15 protein-coding genes are annotated in these 16,346 nt (G+C 38.7%); 6 read left to right on the top strand and 9 right to left on the bottom strand.

All coding sequences use genetic code 11. The features are described from left to right. The first annotated feature begins 15 nt into the window (after positions 1 to 15). Positions 16 to 339: a DUF3243 domain-containing protein gene (locus tag CEQ83_RS04525; protein WP_013081917.1), complete on the top strand. Its 324-nt coding sequence runs from the start codon at positions 16 to 18 to the stop codon at positions 337 to 339. Positions 340 to 382: 43 nt separating this feature from the next. Here the strand turns inward: CEQ83_RS04525 and CEQ83_RS04530 are convergent, their stop codons facing one another. Genes CEQ83_RS04530 through CEQ83_RS04540 form a run of 3 tightly spaced genes read right to left on the bottom strand, consistent with a single transcriptional unit; the run spans position 383 to position 2,781 of the window. Beyond that, a complete protein-coding gene (locus CEQ83_RS04530; protein ID WP_013081918.1) occupies positions 383 to 568 on the bottom strand; it encodes a FeoB-associated Cys-rich membrane protein in 186 nt (61 codons plus the stop codon). A 15-nt stretch (positions 569 to 583) separates the two neighbouring features. Next, a complete protein-coding gene (feoB, locus tag CEQ83_RS04535; protein ID WP_098113719.1) occupies positions 584 to 2,554 on the bottom strand; it encodes a ferrous iron transport protein B in 1,971 nt (656 codons plus the stop codon). Then, positions 2,551 to 2,781, bottom strand: coding sequence for a FeoA family protein (locus CEQ83_RS04540; RefSeq protein ID WP_013055605.1), 231 nt, complete (start codon positions 2,779 to 2,781; stop codon positions 2,551 to 2,553). Before CEQ83_RS04540 ends, feoB begins: the two co-directional genes overlap by 4 nt. Before the next feature lie 175 nt (positions 2,782 to 2,956). On the opposite strand from CEQ83_RS04540, the gene CEQ83_RS04545 reads away from it, so the two are divergent. The 3 genes from CEQ83_RS04545 to CEQ83_RS04555 all read left to right on the top strand — a co-directional run bounded on the left by CEQ83_RS04545 (position 2,957) and on the right by CEQ83_RS04555 (position 6,916). Next, positions 2,957 to 3,442 carry a GNAT family N-acetyltransferase gene (locus CEQ83_RS04545; RefSeq protein ID WP_013081920.1) on the top strand — a complete coding sequence of 162 codons (486 nt, stop codon included), beginning with the start codon at positions 2,957 to 2,959 and terminating at the stop codon, positions 3,440 to 3,442. A 191-nt stretch (positions 3,443 to 3,633) separates the two neighbouring features. Then, complete coding sequence (locus tag CEQ83_RS04550; protein ID WP_108674399.1) at positions 3,634 to 5,967, top strand: YhgE/Pip domain-containing protein; 2,334 nt, start codon at positions 3,634 to 3,636, stop codon at positions 5,965 to 5,967. 97 nt (positions 5,968 to 6,064) lie between these two features. Further along, the gene (locus CEQ83_RS04555) at positions 6,065 to 6,916 is read left to right on the top strand and encodes a class I SAM-dependent methyltransferase (protein ID WP_108674400.1); all 852 of its coding nucleotides are present in this window, start codon (positions 6,065 to 6,067) and stop codon (positions 6,914 to 6,916) included. Between the two features lie 58 nt (positions 6,917 to 6,974). Here the strand turns inward: CEQ83_RS04555 and rpoN are convergent, their stop codons facing one another. Both rpoN and CEQ83_RS04565 read right to left on the bottom strand, forming a co-directional pair. After that, the gene (gene rpoN / locus CEQ83_RS04560) at positions 6,975 to 8,309 is read right to left on the bottom strand and encodes an RNA polymerase factor sigma-54 (protein WP_108674401.1); all 1,335 of its coding nucleotides are present in this window, start codon (positions 8,307 to 8,309) and stop codon (positions 6,975 to 6,977) included. 213 nt (positions 8,310 to 8,522) lie between these two features. Then, complete coding sequence (locus tag CEQ83_RS04565) at positions 8,523 to 8,870, bottom strand: winged helix-turn-helix transcriptional regulator (protein WP_014461394.1); 348 nt, start codon at positions 8,868 to 8,870, stop codon at positions 8,523 to 8,525. A gap of 163 nt (positions 8,871 to 9,033) precedes the next feature. Between CEQ83_RS04565 and CEQ83_RS04570 the strand changes: the two genes are divergently transcribed. Beyond that, the gene (locus CEQ83_RS04570) at positions 9,034 to 10,017 is read left to right on the top strand and encodes a zinc-binding dehydrogenase (RefSeq protein ID WP_108674402.1); all 984 of its coding nucleotides are present in this window, start codon (positions 9,034 to 9,036) and stop codon (positions 10,015 to 10,017) included. 119 nt (positions 10,018 to 10,136) lie between these two features. Here CEQ83_RS04570 and CEQ83_RS04575 read toward each other — a convergent pair whose 3' ends face one another. Continuing rightward, positions 10,137 to 11,921: an ABC transporter ATP-binding protein gene (locus CEQ83_RS04575; RefSeq protein WP_028412166.1), complete on the bottom strand. Its 1,785-nt coding sequence runs from the start codon at positions 11,919 to 11,921 to the stop codon at positions 10,137 to 10,139. A gap of 16 nt (positions 11,922 to 11,937) precedes the next feature. Next, positions 11,938 to 13,680 carry an ABC transporter ATP-binding protein gene (locus CEQ83_RS04580; protein WP_098999783.1) on the bottom strand — a complete coding sequence of 581 codons (1,743 nt, stop codon included), beginning with the start codon at positions 13,678 to 13,680 and terminating at the stop codon, positions 11,938 to 11,940. Positions 13,681 to 13,806: 126 nt separating this feature from the next. Between CEQ83_RS04580 and CEQ83_RS04585 the strand changes: the two genes are divergently transcribed. Further along, the gene (locus CEQ83_RS04585) at positions 13,807 to 14,292 is read left to right on the top strand and encodes a DUF6985 domain-containing protein (RefSeq protein WP_028412168.1); all 486 of its coding nucleotides are present in this window, start codon (positions 13,807 to 13,809) and stop codon (positions 14,290 to 14,292) included. A gap of 40 nt (positions 14,293 to 14,332) precedes the next feature. Here CEQ83_RS04585 and CEQ83_RS04590 read toward each other — a convergent pair whose 3' ends face one another. Together CEQ83_RS04590 and CEQ83_RS04595 are read right to left on the bottom strand one after the other, a co-directional pair. Next, the gene (locus CEQ83_RS04590; protein ID WP_028412169.1) at positions 14,333 to 15,883 is read right to left on the bottom strand and encodes a solute symporter family protein; all 1,551 of its coding nucleotides are present in this window, start codon (positions 15,881 to 15,883) and stop codon (positions 14,333 to 14,335) included. Positions 15,884 to 15,899: 16 nt separating this feature from the next. Then, positions 15,900 to 16,235: a DUF485 domain-containing protein gene (locus CEQ83_RS04595; RefSeq protein WP_033579473.1), complete on the bottom strand. Its 336-nt coding sequence runs from the start codon at positions 16,233 to 16,235 to the stop codon at positions 15,900 to 15,902. Positions 16,236 to 16,346: the final 111 nt, after the last annotated feature.

Here is a 16,346-nt window from a genome sequence, read left to right on the forward strand (position 1 = left end):
AAGGAGATGTTAACTGTGAGTCAAATGAATGAAGGAACTACAAAAGACATGAATAAAATTGAAGAAACGGTAGATAATTTAGGGACGGAGAAAAAAGAAGCAATTTTGCAGAATTTTGATACGTTTACTGATTATTTAACTCAAAAAGTTCATGTCGGTAAAAAGCTCGGGTTAAATGAGGAACAATTAGCAGCTGCTACAAAAAAAGTGGCTAGCTATTTAGCCAAAAATGAGGAGCCTCGAAACCGAGAAGAAAAAGTCCTTCATGAGTTATGGAAAGTCAGCAGTGAAGAGGAAAAGGAAGTCCTTTCTCATCTCATTTTAAAACTAGTTGCGTAACATTAAAAAAGCATCCCGTCTATCAGGATGCTTTTTTAATGTATTAAGATGATTGATTTTGAGCCTCTTGAATCGTTTTATCCCAGTCAATACCGCAATCATCCGTTGCACAAGAAGATTGCTGTGCGCAGCTTGCACATTTTCCCTGAGTACTCTTGCGGAAGAATTTTGTCATATGATAAAGGGCATACCCAAAAATCAAAACCCCAATTAAAATGTTAATAATCAATGTTATTCACTCCTTTTAAGAAAAACCAAGTACTTTTCCAATAGTGTGTACAAGCAAAGCTACGAGATAAGCGACAACCAAAGGGTAGGCCACAGCAAATGCTGTCCATTTTAATGAGCCGGTTTCTCGTCGAATAACAGCGACGGTTGCTAGACACGGAACATAAAGAAGAACAAACACCATAAACGTATAGGCTGTTAGCGGTGTAAAGAATGTCTTCATTGTGTCGCCAAGCTGTCCTTCTTGTACTTTATAAATGATGCTCATAGTTGAAACAACCACTTCTTTCGCTAGGAAGCCTGTAATCAGTGATGCTACAGCTTGCCATGTCGCAAAACCTAAAGGGATAAATAGAGGAGCGATAGCACCTCCAATAATAGCCATAAAGCTATTTTCCATATCTACTCCAAAACCGCCAGGGCCAGCGTAAGATGATAGCCAGATAAATACAGAGCCAGCTAAAATAACCGTACCTGCTTTTCGGACGAAATTTCGGCCTTTTTCCCACGTGCTTCTCCAAAGAGTCTTGGCTTGAGGTACGCGGTAAGGAGGAAGTTCAACAATAAAAGTTGATTGTTCGTCTTTAAGAAGCGTTACTGATAAAATTTTCGTTACAACAAGTGCTAAAATAATGCCAAGCAAGTACATAGAAAACACCACAGCTGCTCCGTTTTGCACAAAAAAAGCACCTACAAACAAAGCGTATACAGGAAGACGTGCTGAGCAGCTCATAAATGGATTGACTAAAATGGTCATAAGGCGCTCTTTTCGCTGTTCAATTGTACGCGCGGCCATAATCCCCGGTACGTTACATCCAAAGCTAATAATCATCGGAATAAATGCTTTTCCGTTCAAACCGAAAAATTCCATTATACGATCCATTACTACAGCGATTCTAGCCATGTATCCTGAATCTTCAAGCAGTGAAATGAAAAAGAACAGGACAAAAATTTGTGGTACAAATACTAGTACGCCGCCTACTCCTGCAATAATGCCATCCACAATTAAATCGTGAATAAATGGAGCAGCACCAGCTGCATTTAAAAGAGAATCAGCGCCTTCACTAAGCGTTCCGCCAAAGAAGCCGTCCAGTTTATCAGAAAGCGGAACGCCAATCCACGTAAACGTAATATTAAAAATCAAATACATTAAGCCAAGAAAAATAGGGAGACCAAGCCACTTATGCGTCACAATTCGATCGATTCGATCCGTGAAAGTTAAAGGTGTTTCGCTGCCCTTTATGATACACTCGCTCGAAATGCGTTCAATAAATGCTGTACGCACGTCGAAGAAATGCTCACTAAGCGGCTTGTTTATTTTTTGTGCAGCGGCTTTTCGAAGCTCAAGCAGCTCTGAGTAACTCGTTTTTTCTTTTAATGTTGATTCGATTACGCTATTTTCCGCTAAGAATTGAATGGCAATCCATCTGCTGACGTCCGCTTTTGTTTGAATCATATGAATTGCTTGTTCAGCGGTTTCCCCATAATTTAATTGAAATGAAGGGGCTTTTAAATCTTGCTTCAAAGTAGAGAGCAGCTCATTAATTCCTTTTCCATTACGGGCAATAATCGCTGAAACCGGAATATGTAATGATTTGCTAAGCTTCTCCAAATTAAAAGTCAATCCGCGTTTTTCCGCTACATCAATCATATTTAAGCCGATTACTAATGGCTTTCCATATTCCAATGCTTGAATAGTGAGATGCATGCTTCTTTCAAACTGAGAAGCGTCTACAATATTCAGCATACTGTTAAATTCTCCGGTTAACAAAAAGTTAGTTACCACTGCTTCATCTGAAGAAAGAGGAGTAAAGTCATACACACCCGGCAAATCAACCAGCTGGCTGTTTTGCTTTTTAATAGATCCAACTTTCTTTTCAACGGTTACACCGCTCCAGTTTCCTACGTATTCATAGGAATCTGTTAATATATTGAATAAAGAAGTTTTTCCTGTGTTTGGATTTCCTAAAAGTGCAATTGTACTCATGCTGTCTCAACCTCAATTTTGGCCGCATCGCGTTTTCGGATGCTAATCATTTGACCTTGACATTCAATAATACAAGGTCCTCCTAAGATGGTTTTTTGCTTCATGCATAGTTCGCAGCCTTTTTTTACTCCAAAAGAAAGAAGGCGGCGTTCTAATGATCTATCTAAAAATTCAATGTTTTTAACTTTTACTTTGTCGCCAATACTCACGGTAGTTAAATTCATCATTCAGCACTCCTGTTAATGATAATCATTTTCAATTTGTATCTATCTCGATTATACATAAGGTTCTAAAATCAATCAATGCTTCTAGAGCGTTACAATTAAAAATATATATTTATAACTATATTTTTCAGGTGAAATTATGTACGATTTTAGCAGTAAATTGTCAGGAGGGATGTGAGTGGAGGTAATCATTCGCAAAATGAGAAAAGAAGATATTACGTCTGTTCAATACGTCGCAAAGATGAGTTGGTATGATACATATGAAGGAATTATTCCTAGAAGCGTTCAGAATCGGTTTCTTTCAGAAGCATACTCCAATAAAAGGCTGCTGTGGCGCTTGCGTAATTCGTTCATTTATGTAGCAACGATTGATGAGAAAATCGTAGGATACGCTAACTTTTTCCGACTACAAAACAGAGGGGAAATAGAACTAGGATCTATCTATATACTGCCTGCTTATCAAGGAAAAGGAATCGGTTCGCAATTGTTAGAAAAAGGAATGAAGCGCTCGAAGGAATTAAAAATCGTTTACATTAACGTAGAAAGGGAAAACGGAATAGGCCGTGCATTTTATCAATCAAAAGGTTTCCAGCTTGTGGATGAATTTGATGATGAATTTGACGGGCATTTATTAAGAACGATGCGAATGAAACTCATGATTTAAGCCTGATATTTAGTGTGAACGTTATCTTAAAAAGCTGATTTTAAACTTTCTGCTAAAATCAGCTTTTAATTACAGAATAACGATTGACCTTATTCTTGTGAATATGGTAACATTAATCAGAACTTCATGACCGAAAATGTTTTTCGGTCAAACAGTCAGGCGGAAGTAAGGATTATTGGAGGCTAAAAAACATGAATATGATTAAAGGAGAATGGAAAAAAATCTTTTCCAAACCAATGACTATTGTTGTGATTTGCGGATTGTTATTTGTTCCATTACTTTATAATGTCATCTTTTTATCTGCTTACTGGGATCCATATGGAAAAACAGATCAAATTCCAGTTGCAGTGGTAAATGAAGATAAAGGTGCTACATTAGATGGAAAGAAATTGAATGTTGGTCGTGATTTTGTTGATGATTTAAAGAAAAACGATAAATTTGACTGGAAATTTACGAACAAAGAAAAAGCGTTAGAAGGCTTAAAAAATGAGGACTACTACTTAGTTTTGGAAATTCCAAAGAATTTCTCCAAAAATGCAACAACATTAATGGATGAGAATCCTAAAAAAATGAAATTTATCTACCATACAAATGCCGGAAAGAACTATTCAGGCGCTCAAATTAGCTCAAATGCAGTAGCTAAAATCAATGATCAGATTAAAGAAGCAGTCACAAAGCAGTATGCTGAAACGGTATTTGACAGCTTTAAGCAAGTAGCGGACGGTCTTCAAAAAGCAAGTGACGGTGCAGGAGAGCTAGAAGATGGCTCGAAAACGCTGCGAGATAACATGAAGAAACTAGCAGACAGCACGGTTACGTTTGAAGACGGTACAGCTAAATTAGCAAGCGGGTTAACGGATGCACGAAAAGGAGCAACAGATTTAAATGCTGGTGCAGCTAAGCTACTAAACGGTGCGGACACAATTAATGAAAACTTAGGCAGTCTAAACAGCGGTTTAGGGAAGCTAGAGAATGGAAGCAGTCAATTATATAGTGCTTCTAGTCAATTAGAAACTGGAGCTGTTGGTGTTCGAGATGGGTTGTCAAAGCTACAAAGTGCAACCAAACAACTTAATGATGGAACACAGACACTTCAAGGAAAGCTTCCGCAGTTCACGAGCGGCTTAAACCAAGTGGATGCTGAAGTGAGCAGCGTTACGCAGCAAATTAATCAAGCGGAACAGGAAATTACGCAGATTAAACAGCAGGTAGATTCAAAAAAAGCGGAGTTTGAACAGCAGCAGCAAGCTCTCATTGACAGCATTAACAGCAACGAATCCATTCCCGATGAGCAAAAACAAACGCTGATTGCAGGAATTAAAAAGCTGACGTCTCAGCAGTTTATGGATGAACAGCAGCAAAAAGCAGAGCAGCTAAAAGCAAAAGTAGATAAAGTGCAAGAGTTATCTGCGGCGCTGCAAAAGCTTTCTAAAGGCGGAGAAGATATCCAAAGCGCAATTAATAAAATTGCTGACGGACAAAGTCAGCTGTACGATGGACAAACGAAAGTATATAACGGTGCTGTTAAACTAGCAGACGGAGAAAAGCAGTTCAACAGTAAATTTGCAGAGCTAAACAGCGGTATAGCTGACGCTCATACAGGGGCTGGAAAGCTTGCTGACGGGCAGCAGCAACTTGTGGATGGGCTTAAGAAGTCTGAACAAGGAAGTGCAGCGCTAGCAAATGGTTTAACGCAGCTAGAAAACGGGGCAACCAAATTAGCAAATGGTTCTAAAGAGTTAACAAATGGTTCATCCAAACTATATGACGGTTCATCTAAATTATCAGATGGAACAAGCGAGCTTCATTCATCTTTAGCGGACGGTGCAAAAGATGCAAAAGATGTTAAAGCAGATGATAAAACATACAGCATGTTTTCAAATCCAACGGATTTAAAATCAGATAAACAAAACAACGTAGATAAGTACGGTGTCGGATTAGCTCCATACATCTTATGTATTGGCTTGTTTGCGGGAACATTAATGTTTTCAGCGGTGTACCCAATGAAAGAGCCATCAATTCGACCGACATCAGGTATTTCGTGGTTCTTAAGTAAGTTTAGTGTCATCACTATTGTAGGTATGCTGCAAGCAGCGATTGCTGTTACAGCTCTTCTTTGGGGCTTGCATTTAAACGTAACAAGCATTTGGCACTTCTATATCTTTACCATGATTACAGGTGTAACGTTCTTTACACTGATCTTGTTCTTAACAACAGGGTTAGGAAAAGTAGGGCAGTATTTAGCCTTTATTATTCTGCTGCTTCAAATTGGCGGCAGTGCAGGTACATTCCCTAAAGCACTTGTGCCGGAATTCTTCCAGGCAATCAATCCATACTTGCCTATGACCTATGCAATTCGCGGTTTCCGTGAAATTATTTCAATTGGTGATGATTTCGGCTATGTATGGCATCAGGCTGGCGTACTTGGAATTTTTGCAGCAATCTTCATCACTCTTTCATTGATAATGTTTTATATCAATGCCAGAAAAGAGAAGCATCACACAGAGGAAGAGGCAGCAGCCTAATTTAACTAATAGAAAAAGAGAGTTCCAGTTTAAAAAGGAACTCTCTTTTTCTTTATGTTAGTATAGGTTTACGTATAAAAGAGGGGAATGTGAATGCATGCAGCTTACAAAATTTGCGGTGTATGAAAGTGATCGTGTGAAAAAGTGGCAGGAAGGGCTGAAAGAATGGGACGGTTCAATATCGGAACGGATGATAAATGACAAAGCTGAAGATGAATTTTGGCAGCAATATCTAGAAAAAATGTCTTTTGATTCAGAAAATGATCCTGTAGTGAAACAGCTTCAGCAAGAACTTCTTGCTTTTTTGAATCCAAGTGACTCTGTCATGGAAATTGGCCCTGGGTGGGGAAATTATACGTTTTCAATTGCGGATTATGTAAAAGAACTTACGTGTATGGATTGTTCGCCAAGCATCATCGGCTACTTACAAAAACAATCAAATGCCCGCTCTAATCTAAAGTTTATAGGAGGTAAATGGGAGTATGAGCGTCTAACAGATAACTATGACGTGGTAGTAGGAATAAACTGTTTTTACCGTATGCATAACATTGTCGATGGTCTCTTAAATATGAATGATTCGGCTAATCGTTTGGCGGTTATTGGCATGTCAACGGGTCCAGAAAAGCCTCATTACGTAGAGTTACATAGAAAACTTGGGTACGAGATTAAATGGCGTCGTAAGGAATATATTGACTTACTAAATATTTTATATGAACTGGGTATTTACGCAGATTGTAAGCTGGTTCCTATAACCAAAACGATAACCTATGAGACGTACGAAGATCTCATCAAGAAGAACTCGACCAAGGTACTTTCTAAAGATATTGACAAGTTAGAAACTGAGAAGATTATTTTACAGCATGTAAAGAAAATAAATGACACATATGAATATACGTATCAATATCATATGGCTTTTATTTATTGGAAACCGATAAAAAGAACCCGTTGATTTTTATTCAACGGGTTCTTTTTAGTAGTGATAAAGCTGTGGTTTAGGATAAGTAATATTAAAATCGTCGCCGCTTAGAAGAACTTTCAATTCCTGCTTCTTCACGGTATTTAGCTACTGTTCTTCTTGAAATTTGAATTCCTTCGCTGGAAAGAAGAGACATGAGCTTTTGATCTGAAAGAGGCTTTAATTTATTTTCTTCGGCAATTAATGTTTTAATTTTCTCTTTTATAAAGGCGGTAGAATTGCTTTGTTCTCCATCGGTTCTCTCTAAAGAATTAGTGAAAAAGTATTTTAGTTCAAACAGTCCGCGCGGCGTTTGAATATACTTTCCGTTAGTCGCACGGCTTACCGTTGATTCATGACAGTCTACTTTTTGAGCAATATCTTTTAAGGTAAGCGGCTTTAGCCCCGAAATACCCATTTCAAAAAAAGCTTGCTGATGTTCCACAATGGCTTTAGACACGTTGTAAATCGTCGCATTACGCTGCTCAATACTATTGATTAGCCAAGTAGCTTCATGGATTTTTTCCTGTACGTATCGATCGGTTGTTACGCATGCAGAGTGATGAACCAGTTTTTGGTAGGTGCTGTTAATTTCGATGGGCGGAAGCAGCTCGCTATGAAGAATAACATGATAGCGGCCGTCAATTTTTTGTACCGTTACATCAGGCGAAATGTACTTCGTAAGCGGGACGTGGAAATCTCCTGCTGGACGAGGATTCAATGTCCGCAAGCAGTCAACAATTTCTTGTACTTCGCGCATCGAAATAGAGTATTTTTTTGAAATGTTCCGATATTTTTTGTTAGCAATATCTTCAATATCGTGTTTCACCACCTCGTATAAAAGAGGAGGCTTTGACTTTTTGGCCTTAATTTGAATAAGCAGTGAATCGACAAAGTTTTGAGCGCCCACTCCGATTGGATCAAAGCTTTGTAAAACGTGAATCATATCGTTGACTTCGTCAATTGAAACGTTAAGCAGTTCGGCTGCCAATTTTGGTTCAATTGCTAAAAAGCCGTTTTTATTTAAGTTTCCAATTAGAAATTGAACGATGTGTTTTTGGTGTGAGTGTAAATGATTTAGCATAGAAAGCTGCTCTAATAAATGGCTCTCTAATGTCACAGTTTGATCGGATATATAATTAAACGGATTATACTCGTCATCGGTGTGACCTTTTGAATATGAACGCTGTTCTCGAGTGTTAAATGAATTTTTTTGCTGAGAATCGCCAGCAGACAGTTTAATTACAGGATTTTCATTGACTTGCTCATGAAGATAATGAACTAAATCGGCCGTAGAATAATTTAAAATGTTGATAGACTGACGTAATTCAGGTGTCATGGCCAATTTTAATAGTTGTTTTTGAGATAAATCTAAACCTAATTGCATCATTGAATCACCTATCATTCTTGAGTTTTATTTCGACAATTCTGGCTGCATCGTTCGACATCATCATATATGAAAATGCGAAAGAATTCTATAGTGTTGTCAGATGTTCTTACACAAGGGCGACTCATAAGAAAGAGTAGGGAAATAGATAAAACAACCGAATAGCTCTTCCCAGCAGCTATTCGGTTATTTTAACAAAGCTGCTAGGAGAACTTAGCTGCAATTTGGGGTGTTTCCCATTCTTCTATCTCCCCATGCGCACATCATATTTAAAATTTCTCGTAAGGTTTCGCCTTCTTCACTGAGTGAGTACTCTACTTTAGGAGGAACTTCATTGTATACTTTTCTATTAACTACACCGTCTTTTTCTAATTCTTTTAGCTGTTGAGACAGCATTTTTTTAGTAATAGCAGGCATAGCTCGCTGAAGTTCGCTAAAACGTTTTTCGCCTTCTTTTAAGAGGCATAAAATAACGACTTTCCATTTCCCGCCGATTACTTCAAGTGTTGCTTCAACAGGTACATTATAGTGGGGTGCTTTCACCGCTAATCCTCCATTCATAAACAGATATGAAATATGGATATAATAATTTAATATCCATAGACCTAGGTTACCGGGAAGGTACCTGGTTACATGAAAGTGCCGTCTTTTGTAAACAACATGTATTTATTATACTGAAAAAGAACTTTTAATTGAAGGAAGAAATGTAGAAGGGGAGATCTTGATGAAAGCTTTACTGCTAGAAGGCAAAGGGAAAGTAAGTGAGATGAAAGTCGGAAATATCCAAAAGCCGCATCCAGCTAAAGGTGAAATTTTAGTTAAAATTAAAGCTACTGCCTTGAACCCTGTAGATTATAAAACAGGAAACGGCGGTAATCCCAGTTGGACATACCCTCACGTATTAGGACTTGATTCAGCTGGCGTTGTCGAGGAAGTGGGAGAAGAAGTCACAACTGTCAAAATCGGAGACCGCGTTGTATATCATAGCGATTTATCAAAAAAAGGCGGGTTTGCACAGTACGGAGTGACAACAGCTCATACGGTTTCCCTTATTCCACAAGGAGTTTCATTTGAAGACGCTGCAGCTATTCCATGTGCGGGGTATACAGCATATCAAGCATTGTTTCACAAAATGAACGCTTCAAAAGGACAAACGATTTTAATTCACGCAGGTGCTGGAGGGGTTGGAGGGTTTGCCATTCAGCTTGCTAAAAATGCAGGTCTTACAGTGCTTACAACCGCATCTTCTGCCAATCATGAGTTTGTAAAAAGTTTAGGTGCTGACTATGCAATCGACTACCGTAAAGAAGATTTTGTGAAAAAAGTGCTGGAGCTTACCGATGGACTCGGTGTAGATTTAGTCTTGGATACAGTTGGGCGTGACAATGCAGACGAGTCGGTAAAGGCTCTTGCTTTTAATGGTCAAATTGCATTTATCGCAGGACCTCCTAATGTAAATGATGCGATTTCGTTTGCGCATCCACTATCGTTTCATCAAGTTGCATTAGGAAGCGTACATCAGTCTAATAACGTAAAAGAACAGCAAAAACTTGCGGAGATGGGAAATAAAATGCTTTTGCTTTTACAAGAAAATAAGCTGAATGCTCTTGTGGAAAAAGTCATTTCACTAGACGAAGTGCCGGCAGCTTTAGATGAACTGGCGACTCGTCGAGTAAAAGGGAAAATTGTAGCTGTGATAGATAAATGATAGAGCGAAAAAGAGCTTGAGACAAAAGTATTTTAGTTGAAGTAAAAAACGAACTATTGATCAATAGTTCGTTTTCTCGTCTTTAGATTGGATTGGGTTAAGTTATGTTCCAGCCTCTTTTAAATCGTAAACTGCTGCGTATAGAGCTTGTGGTAAAAACCTTGTTTCTCTAATAGCTCGTGATGATTTCCTTTTTCAATAATCTGTCCGTCTTTTAAGACAAGAATTTGATTTGCATTTTCAATCGTTTTGAGACGGTGGGCAATTACAAAGCTTGTTTTTCCTTTTAATAGATTACTCATTCCTTTTTGAATATCAATTTCTGTTTTTGTATCAATATTGGAAGTAGCTTCGTCTAAAATTAAAATATCACAGTCAGAGAGCATGGCTCGGGCAATCGATAAGAGCTGCTTTTGACCTTCACTTAAATTTCCTCCACCGGCTGAAATCACGGTATCGTATTGCTGCGGCAGGTGCTTGATAAAAGAATGAGCATTTGCCATTTTTGCTGCGCTTTTCACTTCTTCATCGCTGGCATCTAACCGGCCGAATCGAATGTTATCCGCAATCGTACCGGAAAATAAATAGGTATCCTGAAGAACAATGCCAATTCGATTTCGTAAATCATGGATGTTATAGTCACTGATGGAACGGCCGTCAATTTTAATGTCTCCGTTTGCGATGTCATAAAATCGTGTGAGCAAGTTAATGATTGTTGTTTTACCAGAACCTGTAGGACCGACCAAAGCAACCATTTCACCTTTTTTTGCTGTAAGTGTAACATTTTTTAAAATCATTTTTTCGTCAGTATAGCCAAATGATACGTTCTCAAAAGCAACGTCTCCTGCAAATTTTGTAACAGAAAGAGCGTTTGGCTTGTTTGTGACGTCCGGCTGCTCATCCATAATCGCAAACACGCGCTCTGCGCCGGCAATAGCCGAAAGAATAGTGTTTACTAAGTTTGCCATTTGACTGATTGGGCGAGAGAACTGACGTGAGTAGTTAACAAATGAAGCGATCATCCCAACTGTAACGCTACCTTGAACAGCCATAAATGCTCCTGCTCCAATCACTAGTGCTAAGCCTAAGTTGTTAATAAAGTTTGTGACAGGACCTAAAAAGCCTGAAAATGTTTCTGCTTTTGTTGCTGAACTTCTCAGCTGTTCATTTCGTTCATTAAAAACAGTTAAAAAATCTTTTTCCTTACTAAAAAGCGTAACAACTTCTCCTCCAGAGATTGCTTCTTCTACAAAGCCGTTTAGCTCACCTAAGTCTTTTTGGCGTTTGACAAAATTTTCACTGCTTCGTTTTAATATTTGTCGAACGATTATAACCATTAATGGAATAACAATCAGTGTGATAATGGCAAGAATCCAGTTGAGCGAGAACATCGCAATGGTAATACCGACTAGAGATAAAATAGAGGACAGAGCCTGAATAACGCTTTGACTCAGAGCGTTATTCAGGTTATCAATATCATTCGTAACCCGGCTCATTAACTCTCCGTGAGCTCGCTTATCAAAAAAGCGAAGAGAGAGAGTTTGAAGCTTTGCAAATAAATCTTGGCGGAGCATTCCGATGGTCGTAAACGAAACGTTTACCATTAAATAGGTTTGCAGCCATGTTAACAAAGATGTCGTAATGTAAATTCCTGCAAGAGTGAGTGACATTCGTATCGTTCCGCTGATATCTTTGGGAATAATATGCTCGTCAATAATAACCCCAATTAAATAAGGGCCTAATAAATTAAGCAGGGAAGTCACAATAACTAAGATGATCGCAGCCACAAGCGGAGGCTTTCGTTTCCCCATATATGACCAGATTCTATATAGTGTTTTTTTCGCATTCTTTGGCTTCACTACAGGACCCTTCATCATGCCTCTAGGGCCGCGAATAGAGCTCATTTGATTTTTACCTTGATTATTCACTAGGCAACACCTCTTTTCCGCCTTGTGCTAGATAAATGTCGTAATAAAGAGAGTGGTGACGAAGCAATTCTTCATGAGTCCCTTGTTCAGCAATTTTGCCTTCATCCATGACGATAATATGATCAGCGTGAAGAAGAGACGAAATTTTAGACGCAATAATAATGACGGTCGCATCGGAAAACTCTTCTTTTAAATGTGTTAGTACCTGCGCTTCTGAGACAGCATCCAACGCGGAAGTTGCATCATCAATGACCAATATAGCAGGCTTTCTAACAAATGCACGCGCGATTGAAAGACGCTGCTTTTGCCCTCCTGATAAGTTGGTTGCTCCTCGCGTTAAAGGATACTCATATTTTTCTGGGAGTTTTTCAATAAACTCCGTTGCGCATGCGAAAGCTGCAGCATCTTCAATTTCTGAGGAAGAAGCATGATTGTTTCCCATTCGAATATTCATATCAATCGTTCCGGTAAACAGTGTAGCTTTTTGAGGAATAAACCCAATGGATGAGCGAAGCTCTTTTACGTCATAGTTTGTCAGATTTTTTCCATCTACAAAAATTCCGCCGCCATCAGGATCATATAAGCGCGAAATAAGTTTTGCAAGCGTCGATTTTCCGCTTCCAGTAGAGCCGATAATGCCAATAGTTTCCCCGTGTTTAGCAGTAAATGAAATATCTTTTAATACGTTTTCGCCATTTTTACTGTAGCTGTATGTAACGTTTTGAAACGATAGATCACCTTTAAGTCTGTTGATTTGAGCAGCAGAGTTTGCTGGAGGAATGTCTATTTTTGTTTTTAAAACAGAATCGATTCGTTCAGCTGAAGGGAATGCACGTGTAATTTGCATCAGCACCATGCTGCTTGACATAAGTCCGTTTAAAATAATCGTTAAGTAATTAATAAAAGCTAAAATCACACCTGCTTCAATTTTTCCTGCTTCAACTTGAAGTCCACCCAGCCATAGAGTAGCTACCATGCCGATATTTACTACAAATAAAATAACGGGCATTAAAAGCGAAATAAGCTGAACAGCACTCATATTAGCTTGCGTCAAGGAGCTGTTTGCTTCTTTAAACTGATTGATTTCATATGATTCTCTTACATACGCTTTTACTACGCGCATCCCTGATAAATTTTCTTGGACTTTTGTGTTTACACGATCAACGCTTCGCTGAACTTTTTTGAAAAGTTTTCCGGCTTTCGTGATCACAAACCAAATGCATAAAAATAAAATAGGGACGACCACGACGATAATAGGAAACAAAGAACGAGCGGTTAATAACACGATCACAATACTTCCTGCAAAAAGTAAAGGTCCTCTAACTAATACTTTTAGCGTCATATTCAATGCGTTTTGAACACTCGTTACATCATTTGTCATGACAGTGATTAAGTGACCAGTCCCTAGTTTATCTCTGTTGCTGTTTGAGAGGTTTTCAATCTTTTCAAAAAGCGATTTTCGAATATCGGTAGAAAAATTTACTGCTGCTTTTGTGCTAAGGATGGCGCAGACGATACCAGCAGCTAAGCCAATGATTGCTAACATAAGCATAAGGATACTTCGGGTGATAACATATGTTTGATTGTTGTTTGCAATGCCATAATCAATGATATGCTGCATAATAGTAGGCTGAAGAAGGTCAGCTAACACTTCAATGACCATCAATAGCGGGGCAAACAGCGCGAGCCATTTGTAAGGTTTTAAGTAAGGGTATAAAGATTTAATTGTATTCACACATTGTGGCACTCCTTTCTGTAAAAAATATGGTAACATAGAATAAGTTTAGAAGTTTGTTTCAAGCACCATTTATTATACGCCAATGCAAGCAGAAATCCACTTTTTGAGAGGGTCAGGTATGCAATGAATCAAACATTACGAGTACATCATCCACTTTTTGGATCTTTGTTATATGACTCGGCCTGGGTTGGAGAAAAACAGGTCACTTTCTTTGGACAACAACAACATGTGTTGCTGACAATTGATGGAGATAAAGAGAAGCCATTTCAAAAACGGCAAGAAGAGGCTTTTCAAGCATTTTGGCTTCAAAGCGAATTATTGTTAAAGAGGACGGAAAAAGCTCTTTTTGATTATTATCAACAGGTGCGAGATGAATACAGAACTCAAGTTGAAAAAGACGTGGTAGACTTATTAGTTCCGAATGTAAAAAAGCGAAAAGACATCGGTTTTTTAGTTGAGTGTATTCAAATCTTTGTTCCTGAAGCACCCCATGATACAAGAGAAGTTGGTTTGTTTTTTGAATGTACGTGGGAAGAAGAGCATATGTTAGCTGTAAAGTTTAGAAATGAACAAATTGCCGCTATTGGCTTACAAGAAGATTTATTCTAGTAAAAAGCCTTGAAGCAACCTGCTTCAAGGCTTTTTGGCATTAATGTTTGACAGGCTCTTCGATTCCCATACCTGTATTTGCTTTTACTAAAATCTCATCAAATTTCTTTTCGTCTGCTTTTTTAGACGAAAGAAGTGTTCCTATAAAAGCAGCTAAGAAGCCTAGAGGAATGGAGATAATACCAGGGTTTGTTAATGTGATGAGCGGCTCACCTACAAAGATAGCAGCTCCAGGCTCAGGTGCCCACACGTTTGGACTAATGGCAACTAAAAACAGTGAGCTGAATAGTCCAACCAGCATGCCAGTGACTGCTCCTGCTGTATTAAAACGTTTCCAAAAAATAGTAAGAAGAATAATTGGCAAGTTAGCACTCGCTGCTACGGCAAATGCAAGTGCAACTAAAAATGCTACGTTCATGTTTTGAGCAAATAATGCAAGAATAATAGATAGAATGGATACCCCAATAGAAGCCCATCGTGCAGCCACTACCTGTTCTTTTTCAGTTGCAGCCCCTTTACGGAGAATATGACTATAAAAGTCGTGAGCGAATGCTGAAGCTGCTGAGAGCACCAGCCCAGCTACAACAGCTAAAATCGTAGCAAAAGCTACAGCTGAGACAAACGCAAAGAGAAAGTCTCCGCCAAGAACTTGAGCGAGCAGGGGAGCTGCCATGTTTCCTGCTGCATTTGCTTTGATAATATCATCGTACCCTACGAATGCAGCAGCACCGAACCCTAAAAAGATTGTCATAATGTAAAAAACGCCAATGATCCACGTTGCATAAATAACAGACTTTCGTGCGGTGATGGCATCTTTTACTGTAAAGAAACGAATAAGGATATGAGGAAGGCCTGCTGTACCAAGAACAAGAGCTAAATTCAACGAAATCATGTCCAGCGGATTTTTGAATTTATTTCCTGGATTTAAAAATCCGTCGCCAAGAGGAGTTGCGGTTTTCATCTCAGAAAACATTTTAGCAAAGCTAAAATCAAATTTTGAAAATACAATAATGGAAATAATGAACGTACCAATCATGAGAAGCAAGGCTTTGACAATCTGCACCCAGCTGGTCGCCGTCATGCCTCCAAATACAACGTAAACCGTCATCAACACGCCGACAATCAAGACAGAATACACGTAATCTAGACCAAGTAATAAATGAATTAATGCTCCTGCTCCAACAAGCTGAGCAATCATATAAAAAATGGAAATGGTGATCGTGTTTAATGCGGCAACTCCCCGCACTTTCTTTTCGTTAAAACGAGCTGCTATCATATCTGCCATCGTGTACTTTCCTAAGTTGCGAAGTGGTTCAGCTACAATGTATAACACGACGAGATAGGCAACTAAAAAGCCGATGCTGTAAAAAAAACCGTCAAATCCAGAAAGCGCTACCATTCCAGCTATGCCTAAAAATGACGCAGCAGACATATAATCTCCGGCAATCGCCATGCCGTTTTGCCAGCCGGTTAAACTTCCATCTGCTGTATAAAAGTCACTGGTCGTTTTTGTTCGCTTGGATGCCGCATACGTAATGATTAGCGTAAGACCTACAATAGCTAAAAAAAGTGAGAAAGCTAGTACGTTCATTCATTTAACCCCCTATTCAATTTGCAGCTTCTTTTTTTATCGTGTCAACAAGTTCATCAAATTTCGAGGCTCTTTTTGTGTATAAAATGCATAGGGCCCAAGTCATAACAAACTGTGCAAAAGCAAATACCCACGCCCAAGTCATAGAAGCAAAAGCTGGTTTGTTTAAGACGGTTGTGTAAGCCGTTAAGATGGGCAAGGTAAAATAAAAAGCAAGAAAAAACAGAGAGAGCGGTAAAATAAAATTGCGTTTTTGTTTCAAAAGTTTTTGAAATGAAGCAGACTGTACAATTTCTGTGTAATCAGGAGAGGAAGAAGCATTGTTTACCTTCTTTAAAGAATTTTCATTCATCGCCAAGCGGAATTCCCCCTTTGATAATAAATAGATGAAGCAAAAAGCTCCATATCACTTGAATTATATTATTTTCGGAATAAAAAGTAAATTCTGTCTTTTTGTGAGAAT

It is taken from the genome of Priestia megaterium, from assembly GCF_009497655.1.
Lineage (GTDB): Bacteria > Bacillota > Bacilli > Bacillales > Bacillaceae_H > Priestia > Priestia zanthoxyli.